We start from the raw sequence: 13,981 nt of genomic DNA on the forward strand, positions 1-13,981 counted from the left end.
CATTTCCTTTTTAAAGACTGTTTTTGATAAAGTTGAGCGAGCCTTGGACTGATAGGCTCTGACACAGCGAATCGAATTCTTCTTGTAGCTGCATCAAGTTACATTCTGATTGCACAGAAGCGGTAATAGAGATATGGAATTGGTCGTTGTCGAGTTGAACCTTAGATTTATTGATGGTTCGTGCACTTAACGAATCGAGGCCGATGTTTCGGTCTGCGAAGAACTGGGTAAACTGCTCAGTAAGTCCGATTTTATCGTCTGACTCAACGAACACCTCTACTGTGTAAGAGTTCTCAATAACATCATGAGTTGAGGTTCGCTTCATAATCGTAATCAAGTCGTGCTCTTGTCCAAGCAAGGGCAAGGTGGTTTCAACGCGGGTAATGTTGTTTGCCTTTCCAGACAGCAGCATGATAAGCGTAAATTCTTCGCCAAACAGGGCGATACGGCTATCAATAATGTTACAGCCTGATTGGGTGACTAAATGAACCACTTGGTTGCATACACCTGGGCGATCAGTGCCCACAGCTGTGATTACTAGATGTTGAGTCATAAAATCACGTCTCTTTATATTCCATTGATTCATGCATGTTAGCACAGTTAGCTCGTGGAATAAGCGTGCGTGCGGGGCTTTTTATGTGCGACCTTGCTTCGAACATGCAACCAATGATAAGAATATCGAGCGCGTTAAAAAATGAGATAGAGCGATGAGAGCACAGCTTACTTGTTACTGACATCCAGTGATGTGCTATCCGCTAGATTGAGTGCAGGTTACCCAAATTCTAGGTAGAACGCCGTTAGAAGTCGTTTTACCTCAAACATACGACAATATTTAATGCAGATGTTGCCGGTAAGCCACTTTAATGTCTTGTGTTTATTGATTGGCTTACAGTAACATGCAAAAAGAATAAATTAAGGGAGATAGACATGTTTTCAGGAAGTATCGTTGCGCTAGTTACGCCATTTAATACAGATGGTGAAGTGGATTTCGACAGCCTTAAAAAGTTAGTTGAGCACCATATTGCTGCAGGTAGTGATGGTCTGGTTGCGGTTGGCACAACAGGTGAGTCTTCAACACTCACTATTGAAGAGCATGTCAAAGTCGTCAACAAGATCGTTGAATTTGCTGATGGTCGTATTCCCGTTATCGCTGGTACAGGTGCAAATGCAACTCATGAATCTGTTCTATTCAGCCGTTTGTTGAATGGTTCTGGTATTGCTGGTTGCCTGAGCGTAACGCCTTACTACAACAAACCGACTCAAGAAGGTTTGTACCAACACTACAAAGCGATTGCTGAAGTCAGTGACGTTCCACAAATTCTATACAATGTTCCAGGTCGTACTGCGGTAGACTTGTTGCCAGAAACGGTTGCTCGTCTTGCTGAGATCGAAAACATCGTTGCACTGAAAGATGCGACGGGTGATCTCGACAGAATTGCAATTCACCGTGAACTTTGTGGCGAAGACTTTATCTTACTAAGTGGTGATGACTTAACAGGCCTAGAATTTGTTAAGCGTGGTGGCGATGGCGTGATCTCTGTAACGAACAATGTTGCAGCCGCTGATATGGCAACCATGTTCAAGCTAGCAAAAGAAGGTAAGTTTGAAGAAGCGGAAGCGATCAATGAGCGTTTGATGCCTCTACATAAGAATTTGTTCGTTGAGTCTAACCCTATTCCCGTAAAATGGGCGGTTCATAAAATGGGTCTGATTGCTGAAGGTGGCTTACGTCTACCGCTGACTGAACTGTCAGAGCCAGCTCAACCTGTTGTTGCTCAAGCAATGACTGAAGCGTGCATTTACTAAAACGTATGAAGTGATGCCGAAGCGAACCTTCGGCATTTAGGAGTATAAATGAAGTATTCTCACCAGCTAGTGATTGGGTCACTGGCTGTTTTCGTTCTTACAGCATGTTCTGGCAACCCGACTCAACGTCGCCAAGCCAAAGATGATTTCGAATACTTAGAAACACCTGAGTTTTCACAATGGCAATTGCCTGTAGATGCTCAGCCTCAGTTCTACCCAAATTTTGACATCCCAAGCGGTGAATTCAGTGGTGGTACTGGTCGTGAAGTGGATATTCGTCCACCGCAACAGGTTCTTGAACTGATCCCGGGTGCTCGTGCTGAGCGTCAAAACGGTGAAGTGACACTATGGCTTCTTCGCGCAGAAGAGGCAGACCGCGTGTGGCAAACGGCTGTAGATATGCTGGCTCAACGTGGTATTGGTATTCGTGAGCAATCAGAGAATGAGATTGAGACCGATTGGGTAACTTGGGTTTCTGAAGATGAAGACGTAGAGATTGGTAGTCGTTACTCTATCTCTCGCTTCCAAGCAAACAACCGTCATGGCTTCAAGATTAATCTGATTGATTGGCGTGAAGGTACTGAAGAGAAAACAGTAACGGCAACCAATAAAGAGCGTTACAACGCGTTCCTGACCAACCTAGTTATGGCTAAGTACGATGAAAACCTTCGTGCTGAAGCGGCGCTGAAAGCGCAAGAGTTGGTGAAGCGTATTCCAATTTCAATGGGTGCTGACCGTAGTGGTTTCCCTGTGATTATTGCTCGTACGCCATACAATGTATTCTGGCAGCGCCTGCCTAACTTGTTGCCTGCTATGGGCTTTGAGCTTGAAGAACGCAATCAATCTCAGGGTACGGTGAAGGCGAAGTACGCAGCACCAGATGATGAGTTCTGGGAAGAAATTGGCCTACAGCCTATCGACTTAGCGCCAGGCACTTACAACTTCCTATTTGGTGACCTTGGCAACCGTACGTCAATCAACGTAACGGATGCATCAGGTAAGCCAGTAGAAGAAGAGCTGCTTAAGTCTATGGTTCCGGTATTAGCGCATATTGCTGACCAAACCAAAGATGACAAAGAAGCGAAAGCTGAGTAGTCATTCAAGCCGTCACAAGCTGAGTTAAATCAGCCTTGTGATTAGCAAAAGCAAATAAAAAAGAGGACACACTGTGTCCTCTTTTTTATTGTATTCGTTGTCATCAGGCTACATTGGTCAATCAAAATTGGTCAATCAAGCTGATTAGCCAAAGCAAAAGGCTATGCGTCTTTATTGTCTTTGGATTCTTCTTTTTCAGCTTTCTCTTGGTTAAGTTTATCCAAGCGATTGAGCTTATCTAAATCTCGCTCAGTTTTACCACGCCCCGTCAGATCCATATTGGCTGTCTGTTTGAGCGCTGCGATGTTACCCACAACAACGCTAACTACGATGATGATGATAACCCAAGGGTTTGTAAGCCACTCCAACATAAGCGCTCCTAATGACTGATATTCGCTACGAAGCGTGCATAGATCTCGTCTAGCTGCTCCATAATAATCTCATACCCTAATACTGGCTTAGATTGGAGTTGCTTGCCAAGTAAAGTCGGAGATAACTGTGATAAACACGACTCCGATACTTTGCGATGGCTGATATGCCATGGTTCGATCGCCACACCACCCAAATCTTGGCTGTAAGGAAAGAAGAAACCAAATTGTGCAGCATGAACTGATAGCCATTGGTAAAACGATTGCTGGTGGCCAGTAAGGTATTCCCATGGTTCTAATTGCAGATGTATGCCTTCAGGTAAGTGGTTACGAGCAAAGACATCGAAGTCACAACCCCAATGATGACGACTCGCGCCGGGAAGCGCAGACCATCTCAGGATAGCCGATAGCTTTTGTTGTTCGGTCAGTTTTGAAGCATCAAGAGGTTGGCTTTCTGAATCTAATATCGGAGCTTCGCCAGAAAACTTACGGTTCCAAATCAGAGATTGCCTTTCATAGTCGCGAAAGCCACTGGCAATCTCCATTTTAAAACCAGCGAGCTGAGCAGCTTCAATCAAATTATTCAGGTCATTCTTAACCTCACTGTGGACCAAGAAGGTCTTGGTGCCGATCAGGCTAGGCTCTAGATGAGAATCTGATTGTCCGGTAAGCTGCTCTGGTGTCATAACGAGTCTCTCAATAATTGGATGCTATGAATCGCTGATGAAAGACTATTTAGCGAATAGGTTCACTAATGTTCTTTCGTACATGTCAGTTAGCTTTTCTAAATCGGCTACCTTCACGCATTCGTTAACCTTGTGAATCGTTGCATTCACAGGGCCTAGTTCAACCACTTGTCCGCCCATACGTGCAATAAAGCGACCATCAGATGTACCGCCAGTCGTTAGCAGTGCTGGTTTCACATCATTGACGTGACCCACTGCATCAACAATAGCATCAAGCAGTGAACCTGCGTCTGTTAAGAACGGGTCGCCATTGAATGTCCATCTTAGGTCGTATTCGAAATCATACTTGTCGAGTGTCGTTGTGATGCGCTCAACGATGATGTCGTTGCTTAACTCTGTACTAAAGCGTAGGTTAAACTGAACATTAAACTCACCAGGGATCACGTTTGAAGCACCAGTACCCGCACTCACATTTGGAATTTGGAAACTGGTTGGCGGGAAGTAATCATTACCTTTATCCCACTCAGTTGTTGCTAGCTCATTAATAGCAAGCAGAGAGCTGTGTACTGGGTTGTTTGCTAGGTGAGGGTAGGCAACATGACCTTGTGTGCCTTTAATCGTTAGGTCGCCAGTGATAGAGCCACGACGGCCGTTCTTCACGACATCACCCACGAACTCAGTGCTCGATGGTTCACCAACGATACACATATCGATGTTTTCACCGCGCGCCATTAATGCTTCAACAACACGTACAGTACCGTTGATGAAAGGACCTTCCTCATCTGAAGTGATCAGGAAACCAATTGAGCCTGTGTGGTCTGGGTGTTTGGCAATGAACTGCTCGACGGCAACAATCATTGAAGCCAGAGAGCCTTTCATATCAGCAGCGCCACGGCCATGTAGGAAACCGTCTACGATAGTCGGTTCGAATGGCTTAGTGTTCCACTGTTCGATTGGGCCTGCAGGTACCACATCAGTGTGACCAGCAAAAGCAAACAGAGGCGCTTCAGTACCACGACGAGCCCAGAAGTTGGTCGTATCTTCAAATACCATCACTTCGATTTCAAAACCGAGTGCTTTTAAGCGTTCAATCATCAGGTCTTGGCAGCCTGCATCTTCTGGTGTTACCGATTGACGGCTGATTAGGTCTTTTGCCAGAGCCAAAGTTGGGCTATCTGTCATCCTTGAATTCCTTGTTTAAATAAAACGTCTAGTCATTAATTTTTAGAAGCTGATTCAATGATCAACGTCCAGTTGTCTGTCTATGTAAATACAACGATCTAAGCAAAAATAGCCGCGTATTGGTCGGCTTTAAATCCGATGTGAAGCTTACCTTCAACTTTTAAGATTGGGCGCTTGATCATGGCAGGTTGTTCAACTAGCAAAGTCACCGCTTTTTCTTCTGTTAGGGTGTCTTTCTGTTCTTGAGAAAGTTGGCGATAAGTCGTACCACGTTTGTTTAGCACAAGCTCCCAACCTAGCTCAGAGCAGAAGCTTGTTACTAGCTCTTCTGTGATGCCTTGTTTGCGATAATCGTGAAATTCGAACTCGATACCTTCAGCTTCGAGCCATTTCTTTGCTTTTTTAATGGTGTCGCAATTTGGGATACCAAACATGGTGATAGTCATTATTCTTCCTTTGAGTGATTTTATTTCATTGTTATGGGTTGAATCCTATCAGGAAGCAGCAACTCAGACAAAATAGAGTGATGAATATTTCATAGAGTGAAAAAAAAGCGTAAGAAAATGTCACTATTGGAGACTTATTGATCAGCCTCAACATGTTGTCAGCGAAAAAAGAAATAATTGAACTGCACATATATAGGAGGTGTCAATGGAGTTGAGTCCTGTTTTTGCAAGGCGGCTATATTTAGCATTGTTAGTGGAAAGCCTTGATAGGCCAAATGTGCCTAAACTCATCGAAAAAACGGGGTGGCCTCGTCGTACTATTCAAGATGTACTCAAGGCGTTACCGGGGATCGGTATCGAACTTATGTTTGTTCAAGATGGGCGACGTCATAATGATGGCTATTACCAGTTATCCGACTGGGGGCCATTTGACAGTCAATGGGTTATCCAGCGTAAAGGCGATATAGCAACAAGCCTTGGATTTAGTGCATAAGCCAGCGAAAGCTGGCTTTCTTTTTTTAGAATAGAAATAGTAGGGAGCATCTCGCTAATATGAGTTGTGAGCTACCCCATTACGTTTCTATTTACTTACACAGATAGGCAGTTCCCAGCATAGTCACGGATGTGGAAAAATCTTGGGGAAGTGTGAATATCACGGTATCTGCGCCTAGCTCAATCGTATTCGACTTGAGTTGATTCATGGCGCCTTGAATCAATGTGTCATTTGGGTAAAACAGGTAGTTGTACCAATGGCCTTCGCTGCCTGTGACTTCCCCTTTATACTGACATTTATCGATATTAATCACGCCATGGTAATCCATTTGCACGTTGGCAGCTTCGCTATGAGGCGTTGATGTCGGTGTCGTGCAACCGAGTAACACGCTACTCATAGCCAAAGCGATTAATTCCTTTTTCATACGCTTATCCTGTTATTTCATCAAATAAATCGCGAAGCCTATCCAGCTAGCGAACAATAATAACCACGGCAATTTACTGGCGTGATTTGATGTTGTTTCATTATCCAAGTCGACATTCTGTTCTTGGTCTTGGTCTTGGTTCGCTTGTAGAGTCTGCCTCTCTTTCTGTACGCGCTTTTTAGCTTTATCGGCTTGGCGGCTGCGTTCTTTTTGCTGTTTCTTGTACAGTGCGATGCCTTTCTCGATACCCTGAGCAATCAGTTTAGTTTGTTCTTTGGTTTGAGCTGGCTTTTGAGTCGCTTTGGCTATCTTCAGTGCTTCCTGTTGAGATTCAACAGAGGGCGTATTAGTTTTGTTTTTCATACTGAGTTCGACAATTAAAACGGATTGGCTACTAAGATAACGCAAAGCTAGTTAAGTATGAATGATTTGCGTTAAAGTGTTGGTTTGAAAATAAGTGAAAGTGAGATTTGTGCGGTACTCCATAGAACAATACGACAAGCACGGCTTTTTGAAAGCTCCAATCTTGCTCTGGCTAGGTTGGTTGTTTCTTGCGAAAGCCTTGGTCGTTTTCATTGTTGCAGGCGCAAGCCGAGAATCGGGAACCGATATTCTTGAGATAATCTACCCAGACCATCAGATGTTTTATGTCGGGATCGCGTTGAGTGTGCCTAGTTTGCTGCTGATGTGGTTATTTGGGCTAAGATCGCCAGATAGAAAGCGCCTTAACAAAGTCGTGTCATGGGGACGTTGGGTTACCATGATGGCTATCTTGGCACAGGGCTCCCATACGATTTATTTAATCTATTTGGATAACGGATGGTTCCGTTGGTCAAATGGCATCACCCTATTGTTGCTGCTGTGGTTAGCGCTTTATCTAACCAATAGCCATGCTGCAAGGGATTGCTTTAAAGTGGTTGAGCACGAAGACTGATTCTCATCAAAACATTTGTCCCATTCACAATTATACTTAGAAGCTAAAACTGGAAGGAATAATCTATGCTTAATGTTTCAAATGAGCAGCCTAACGTTCAAAGTGCTATTTTGCCTGAAGCTGGGCCTTTCGCGCTTTACGTTCAACTTAAAGTGAACGCTAATACTGCTAATGTACTAGCAGAAATTCAAAAGCTTCCGACTCTAATCGACGAACTAAACCAAACTCAGCCTGATGCGAACTTAACGGCATCGGTTGCGTTCTCAAAAGCTTTTTGGGATAAGTTCGAGCAAGCAGCGCCCGCTGATTTGATCGACTTCCCTGTGCTGGGTGAAGGTGATATCACAGCACCGAGCACACTGTCTGACGTTCTGATTCACTGTCATTCAAACCGACATGATCTGCACTTCTTTATCTTGCGTAAATTGCTATCTGAAGTAGCAGCTGATGTTGAAGTGGTTGATGAAACTTATGGTTATCGCTTCCTAGACTCTCGTGACATGACAGACTTTGTTGATGGCACTGAAAACCCGAAAGACGCACAACGTGCTGAAGTCGCTATTGTGCCTGAGGGTGAATTCGCTGGTGGTAGTTATGTAATGGTGCAGCGTTTTGTGCATAACCTGCCAGCTTGGAATCGTTTGAATGTATCGGCACAAGAGAAAGTGATTGGCCGAACTAAACCTGATTCAATTGAGTTAGATGATGTTCCTGCGGCGTCTCACGTTGGCCGTGTGGATATCAAAGAAGAAGGCAAGGGGCTTAAGATTGTTCGCCACAGTCTACCTTACGGTACTGCTACGGGCGACCACGGCTTATTGTTCATTGCTTACTGTAACGTTCGTCATAACTTCGATGCGATGTTAGAGAGCATGTACGGCGTAACTGATGGCAAAACAGACCAACTGCTTCGCTTTACTAAAGCGGTGACTGGCGCGTATTACTTTGCTCCTTCAACTGAGATGTTGAGTGCATTAACGATTAAGTAAGTCGTCTCAAAAAGAATAAACAAAGGGAGCCTCAGGGCTCCTTTTTTATTAAAGCTTTATATGAATTGGTCGATATAAGAGCAATCGTGAGTTTTATTCCTCTTTTTGTAAGCGAAGGTCTATGGCTATAACTGTCAATACGAATGTCTCGGCGTTAGTGGCTCAGAGAAACCTCTCTAACGCTAATAACATGCTGAACCAATCTTTGGAGCGCTTAGCTTCAGGGAGCCGTATTAATAGTGCAAAAGACGATGCGGCTGGCTTACAGATCTCAAATCGATTAGAAGCACAGATGAGTGGCATTGATGTTGCTGTTCGAAATGCTAACGACGGTATCTCCATTATGCAGACTGCAGAAGGGGCGATGAATGAAACCACTAATATCATGCAGCGCATGCGAGACTTATCCCTACAAGCGAGTAACGGCTCGAATAGTTCATCGGAACGAATCGCTATTCAAGAAGAAGTCACCGCGTTAAATGACGAGCTGAATCGAATTGCCGAAACCACTTCATTCGGTGGTAAAAAACTCCTTAACGGCAGTTTTGGGCACACCTCGTTTCAAATCGGCGGCAGTTCGGGCGAAGCTGTGCAGATTGGTTTGAAAAGCATGCGTACTGATGACATCAACATGGGCGGCTTTAGCTACGTTGCTAATGGCATGGCCAGTGATTCATGGGAAGTGAAATCAAACCAGAATGATATGACGATGTCGTTTACGGATCGTTTTGGTCAGCCTCAAGAGATCACCATTAATGCGAAAGCGGGCGATGATCTCGAAGAGTTGGCGACTTACATTAATGGTCAAACGGATCTCTTATCGGCTTCTGTTAATGATGACGGACAACTTCAGATTTATATGTCAGGTGAAGATACCGCGGGTACCATCTCTTTTTCAGGTTCATTAGCCAGTGAGCTTTCGATGTCAGCGGGCTATTACGAGTCAGTTAATGACATCAATGTAACGGATGTGGGTGGTGCTCAGCGCGCCGTCTCTATTTTGGATACGGCGATGAAGTATGTCGATAGCCATCGCTCTGAATTAGGGGCAATGCAAAACCGCTTTGATCATGCCATTAACAATCTTGAAAACGTTCATGAGAATTTGGCGACATCAAACAGTCGAATCAAAGATACCGACTACGCCAAAGAAACCACTCAAATGCTCAAGCAACAAATACTGCAGCAAGTGAGCACAACGATACTCGCTCAAGCCAAGCAAGCGCCGAATCTAGCTTTAACGTTATTAGGTTAATGAATTACCTACAATCTTATAAAAGCATTTCAGCTTGGCCGGTGCTTTTTGGCGAATAAAAATACAATTTCTCACTCGACTGACTTCCCGGCAACTTTAGCGATTTTCTCATCTTTTTTCGATAATTTTACGACCAGTCACGCTTTCTTCTGTTTTACCGCTATTTCTTTAAATTTGTTGTTTTTTTCCTAAAGGTTTCGCCAATCACGCCGTTATTAAAAGTAACTTAGAGATAACTACTTGGTTTTCCGAGACGTCGGAAACCGCTATACCGGAAAATCAATTGGAGAAGTCACCATGGCAGTGAATGTAAATACAAACGTTTCAGCGATGACAGCGCAACGTTACCTAAACAATGCAAACAGCGCACAACAAACATCAATGGAGCGTCTAGCTTCTGGCTCAAAAATCAACAGCGCAAAAGATGACGCTGCGGGTCTACAAATCTCGAACCGTTTGAACGTTCAAAGTCGTGGCCTTGATGTTGCTGTACGTAACGCGAACGACGGTATCTCAATTGCACAAACTGCTGAAGGTGCAATGAACGAGACGACTAACATCCTGCAACGTATGCGTGATTTGTCTCTACAATCTTCAAACGGCTCAAACTCAAAATCTGAGCGTGTAGCGATTCAAGAAGAAGTAACAGCACTGAACGACGAACTGAACCGTATCGCGGAAACGACGTCTTTTGGTGGTAACAAGCTGCTTAACGGTACTCACGGTACTAAATCATTCCAAATCGGTGCGGATAACGGTGAAGCTGTAATGCTTCAACTGAAAGACATGCGCTCTGATAACGCTCAGATGGGTGGTAAGAGCTACCAAACTGAGAACGCGAAAGACAAAGACTGGAACGTTCAAGCGGGCTCTAACGACCTAAAACTGTCGTTCACTGACAACTTCGGCCAAGCACAAGAAATCGACATCAGCGCAAAAGCGGGTGATGACATCGAAGAGCTAGCGACTTACATCAACGGTCAACAAGATTCTGTTAAAGCGTCTGTTACTGAAGACGGCAAGCTACAAATGTTCACAGGCAACAACAAAGTGAGCGGCGATGTGTCTTTCTCTGGCGGTCTTGCGGGCGAGCTAGGTATTCAAGCAGCTAAAGACGTAACGGTTGATACTATCGACGTAACATCTGTTGGCGGCGCACAAGAGTCTGTAGCAGTAATCGATGCGGCCCTTAAGTATGTAGACAGTCACCGTGCTGAGCTAGGTGCTTTCCAAAACCGTTTCGACCACGCTATCAGCAACTTAGACAACATTAACGAGAACGTTAACGCATCTAAGAGCCGTATTAAAGATACCGACTTCGCGAAAGAAACGACTCAGATGACTAAGTCTCAGATCCTTTCTCAAGCTTCAAGCTCGATTCTTGCTCAAGCGAAGCAAGCACCGAACTCGGCACTTAGCCTACTAGGTTAATCGATTGAAAAGCCACGTTGACCGATAGTGTTGACGTTAGGCTTCCACAAATTAGCTCGTGGTGAGAGATGAGCGCTAAACAGACCCAGCTTCGGCTGGGTTTTTTATTGCCTGAAATTTGGAGAAGAGAGGGGAGTTGTGGTGTTGGTAGTTGATTGGAAAGCGAGATTCCCTATCACGTTCGTGCCTCACTGTAGGGAATGACGGGAGTTGGGTATTGGTGACTCTATAGCTAACTGTATAGAAGAGGTCGGTTTGAGTAACAATCACTCAGGCTTAAACCATAGTGTTTAATCGTCATCCCAGAATCGAACCGAGCGAGATGTCAGGGATCTCTGTTCGTGAGAGGCCCAAAGAAGAAGGGGATTTGTAGTTGTTAGGTATAAGGCCAAAGCGGCTGGTAATCTGGCATTAGAACTATATAGCAGGCACAAAAAACGCCACCCTTAGGTAGCGTTTTAATTAAAGCAGTTAAGTAATCGAGATTACTTAGTTACTTTAAGAACTGGAGTTTCGCCAACAGTTACAGAACCAGAAAGCTTGTTCAGCTCCTTGATTTCGTCCATGTTAGAGATAACAACTGGAGTAAGCGTAGATTTTGCTTTCTCTTCTAGAAGCGCTAGGTCGAAAGTGATGATAGTGTCACCAGCTTTAACAGATTGACCTTCTTCAGCTACACGAGTGAAGCCTTCGCCTTTAAGTTCAACAGTATCGATACCGAAGTGAACGAAAAGCTCAACACCGTCGTCAGACTCGATAGAGAATGCGTGGTTAGTTTCGAAGATCTTACCGATAGTACCGTTAACTGGAGCTACCATTTTGTCGCCAGCTGGTTTGATCGCGATGCCGTCACCAACGATTTTTTCAGCGAAAACTACATCTGGCACATCTTCGATGTTTACGATTTCACCAGAAAGAGGTGCGATGATTTCGATTGCACCAGCATCAGCGCTGTCATCAGATACAAGCTTTTTCAGTTTGTCAAACAGACCCATTGTGTCATGCTCCTAACGTTTAGTTTTATTCTGTAGAATATACTATACCAATCTAACAAATTAGACGACTATTTTTAGCCGTCTAACGTTATTAAGCGATTGGCGATTACTGAGTTTTCTCAGCGATGAACTTTTCTACGCAAGCTTCAATTTCAGCAGCTGTTGGTAGAGATAGTGCTTCGTCAGCCATAGCTTTAACTTCAGCGAAGTTAGAGTTACGGATTACTTTCTTAACTTTAGGGATAGAGATACCGCTCATAGAGAACTCATCTAGACCCATACCAAGAAGAAGTAGCGTTGCACGCTCATCACCAGCAAGCTCACCACACATACCAGTCCACTTACCTTCAGCGTGTGATGCGTCGATCACTTGCTTGATTACTGTAAGAACAGCAGGAGATAGTGGGTTGTATAGGTGAGAAATCATTTCGTTACCACGGTCTACCGCAAGAGTGTATTGCGTTAGGTCGTTAGTACCGATAGAGAAGAAAGATACTTCTTTCGCTAGGTGGTGTGCGATTGCAGCAGCTGCTGGAGTCTCAACCATTACGCCGATTTCGATTTCTTCATCGAAAGCTAGGCCTTCAGCGCGAAGTTCAACTTTGTACTCTTCGATTGCTTTTTTCAGTTCACGGATCTCTTCAACAGAAATGATCATTGGGAACATGATACGTAGTTTACCGTGTGCAGATGCACGTAGGATGCCACGTAGTTGGTCACGTAGGATTTCACGACGATCCAAGCTGATACGTACTGCACGCCAGCCTAGGAACGGGTTCATCTCTTGTGGAAGGTCCATGTATGGTAGGTCTTTGTCGCCACCGATATCCATAGTACGGATAATCACTGACTCGCCTTCCATTGCTTCTGCTACTTCTTTGTAAGCAACGTATTGCTCTTCTTCAGTAGGAAGCGCGTCACGGTCCATAAATAGGAATTCAGTACGGTACAGACCAACGCCTTCACCGCCGTTACGCAGGATACCGTCACAGTCTTTTACTGTACCGATGTTGCCACAAACTTCTACACGGTGACCGTCTAGAGTTTCAGCATGTAAATCTTTTAGTTTTGCTAGTTCAACTGCTTCTGCTTCGAAATCTTCTTTGATTTTCTTAGCTTCTGCTAATTCAGCATCTGAAGGGTTGATGATGATCTTGTTGTTCATCGCGTCTAGCACAAGCATGTCGCCGTTCTTAACTTGCTTAGTGATATCGTTAGTACCAACGATAGCTGGAAGTTCAAGAGAACGTGCCATGATTGAAGTATGAGATGTACGACCGCCGATGTCACAAGCGAAACCAAGAACGTAGTCTAGGTTGATTTGTGCAGTTTCAGATGGCGTTAGGTCGTAAGCTACTAGGATAACTTCTTCATTGATATCTGCTAGAGATACAATGTTAATGCCTAGAGCATTTTTAACGAAACGAGTACCGATATCACGGATATCAGTTGCACGTTCTTTTAGGTACTCATCATCAAGAGACTCTAGTGCAACAGCTTGCTCTTCGATCACAGTGTGGATCGCGTTGTCTGCGTGCATCTTGTCTTTCTTGATGAGTGCTAAAATCTCTTCTTCTAGCTCTTCATCTTCAAGCAGCATGATGTGGCCTTCAAAGATTGCTTCTTTTTCTTCGCCAAAAGTTTCAAGTGCTTTTTGCTTAACAACTTCAAGTTGTTGAGAAGATTTGTTACGAGCGTCAAAGAAACGCTGTACTTCTGCTTCAACTTGGTCGTCAGAGATAGATTGAGTGTTTAGGACAATTTCATCTTCTTGAAGTAGTAGTGCTTTACCGAAAGCAATACCAGGAGATGCTAGGATGCCTGAAATCATAGCCTTACCTTAGTTGTTCAACTGTAAACGGGAGAGTGTGTGACTT

The 13,981-nt window shown here is 44.3% G+C and carries 16 protein-coding genes; 7 read left to right on the plus strand and 9 right to left on the minus strand.

Going from position 1 to position 13,981, the window contains the following annotated elements; all coding sequences use genetic code 11:
• Positions 1-10 precede the first annotated feature (10 nt).
• Positions 11-553, minus strand: a complete 543-nt coding sequence (locus AB4486_RS14750; protein WP_017060705.1) for a glycine cleavage system protein R — start codon at positions 551-553, stop codon at positions 11-13.
• A gap of 374 nt (positions 554-927) precedes the next feature.
• On the opposite strand from AB4486_RS14750, the gene dapA reads away from it, so the two are divergent.
• Together dapA and bamC are read left to right on the plus strand one after the other, a co-directional pair.
• The gene (dapA, locus tag AB4486_RS14755; protein WP_017060704.1) at positions 928-1,806 is read left to right on the plus strand and encodes a 4-hydroxy-tetrahydrodipicolinate synthase; all 879 of its coding nucleotides are present in this window, start codon (positions 928-930) and stop codon (positions 1,804-1,806) included.
• Between the two features lie 48 nt (positions 1,807-1,854).
• Complete coding sequence (gene bamC / locus AB4486_RS14760; protein WP_372117534.1) at positions 1,855-2,901, plus strand: outer membrane protein assembly factor BamC; 1,047 nt, start codon at positions 1,855-1,857, stop codon at positions 2,899-2,901.
• 161 nt (positions 2,902-3,062) lie between these two features.
• On the opposite strand, the gene AB4486_RS14765 is transcribed toward bamC, so the two are convergent.
• From AB4486_RS14765 to AB4486_RS14780, 4 genes are all read right to left on the minus strand, one after another.
• Entirely contained in the window at positions 3,063-3,272 is a 210-nt protein-coding gene (locus AB4486_RS14765; RefSeq protein WP_019821638.1) for a DUF2897 family protein, read from the minus strand.
• Positions 3,273-3,280: 8 nt separating this feature from the next.
• A complete protein-coding gene (locus AB4486_RS14770; RefSeq protein WP_017063385.1) occupies positions 3,281-3,955 on the minus strand; it encodes a M15 family metallopeptidase in 675 nt (224 codons plus the stop codon).
• A gap of 45 nt (positions 3,956-4,000) precedes the next feature.
• On the minus strand, positions 4,001-5,137 hold the full coding sequence (gene dapE / locus AB4486_RS14775; protein ID WP_017060700.1) for a succinyl-diaminopimelate desuccinylase: 1,137 nt from the start codon (positions 5,135-5,137) through the stop codon (positions 4,001-4,003).
• A 98-nt stretch (positions 5,138-5,235) separates the two neighbouring features.
• Positions 5,236-5,583 carry an ArsC family reductase gene (locus tag AB4486_RS14780; protein WP_017060699.1) on the minus strand — a complete coding sequence of 116 codons (348 nt, stop codon included), beginning with the start codon at positions 5,581-5,583 and terminating at the stop codon, positions 5,236-5,238.
• 205 nt (positions 5,584-5,788) lie between these two features.
• Here AB4486_RS14780 and AB4486_RS14785 point away from each other — a divergent pair, with 205 nt between their 5' ends.
• Positions 5,789-6,076, plus strand: a complete 288-nt coding sequence (locus AB4486_RS14785) for a helix-turn-helix domain-containing protein (RefSeq protein WP_004734273.1) — start codon at positions 5,789-5,791, stop codon at positions 6,074-6,076.
• A 91-nt stretch (positions 6,077-6,167) separates the two neighbouring features.
• Here the strand turns inward: AB4486_RS14785 and AB4486_RS14790 are convergent, their stop codons facing one another.
• Both AB4486_RS14790 and AB4486_RS14795 read right to left on the minus strand, forming a co-directional pair.
• On the minus strand, positions 6,168-6,500 hold the full coding sequence (locus tag AB4486_RS14790) for a DUF4156 domain-containing protein (protein ID WP_065585044.1): 333 nt from the start codon (positions 6,498-6,500) through the stop codon (positions 6,168-6,170).
• Between the two features lie 12 nt (positions 6,501-6,512).
• A complete protein-coding gene (locus AB4486_RS14795; protein WP_372117537.1) occupies positions 6,513-6,863 on the minus strand; it encodes a DUF2956 domain-containing protein in 351 nt (116 codons plus the stop codon).
• Positions 6,864-6,972: 109 nt separating this feature from the next.
• On the opposite strand from AB4486_RS14795, the gene AB4486_RS14800 reads away from it, so the two are divergent.
• From AB4486_RS14800 to AB4486_RS14815, 4 genes are all read left to right on the plus strand, one after another.
• Positions 6,973-7,434: a DUF2919 domain-containing protein gene (locus AB4486_RS14800; protein ID WP_136982704.1), complete on the plus strand. Its 462-nt coding sequence runs from the start codon at positions 6,973-6,975 to the stop codon at positions 7,432-7,434.
• Positions 7,435-7,499: 65 nt separating this feature from the next.
• The gene (locus AB4486_RS14805) at positions 7,500-8,423 is read left to right on the plus strand and encodes a Dyp-type peroxidase (RefSeq protein ID WP_371724310.1); all 924 of its coding nucleotides are present in this window, start codon (positions 7,500-7,502) and stop codon (positions 8,421-8,423) included.
• 121 nt (positions 8,424-8,544) lie between these two features.
• Entirely contained in the window at positions 8,545-9,678 is a 1,134-nt protein-coding gene (locus AB4486_RS14810) for a flagellin (protein ID WP_372117539.1), read from the plus strand.
• 297 nt (positions 9,679-9,975) lie between these two features.
• A complete protein-coding gene (locus AB4486_RS14815; protein ID WP_102300543.1) occupies positions 9,976-11,109 on the plus strand; it encodes a flagellin in 1,134 nt (377 codons plus the stop codon).
• 485 nt (positions 11,110-11,594) lie between these two features.
• Here the strand turns inward: AB4486_RS14815 and crr are convergent, their stop codons facing one another.
• Positions 11,595-12,104 (minus strand): PTS glucose transporter subunit IIA, encoded by a 510-nt coding sequence (gene crr, locus AB4486_RS14820; RefSeq protein ID WP_004737851.1) that lies wholly within the window; start codon positions 12,102-12,104, stop codon positions 11,595-11,597.
• A gap of 106 nt (positions 12,105-12,210) precedes the next feature.
• On the minus strand, positions 12,211-13,935 hold the full coding sequence (ptsI, locus tag AB4486_RS14825; protein ID WP_017061935.1) for a phosphoenolpyruvate-protein phosphotransferase PtsI: 1,725 nt from the start codon (positions 13,933-13,935) through the stop codon (positions 12,211-12,213).
• Between the last annotated feature and the right edge of the window lie 46 nt (positions 13,936-13,981).

Origin of the sequence: Vibrio sp. 10N.222.55.C6, from assembly GCF_041473395.1 — a bacterium.
GTDB lineage: Bacteria > Pseudomonadota > Gammaproteobacteria > Enterobacterales > Vibrionaceae > Vibrio > Vibrio crassostreae_C.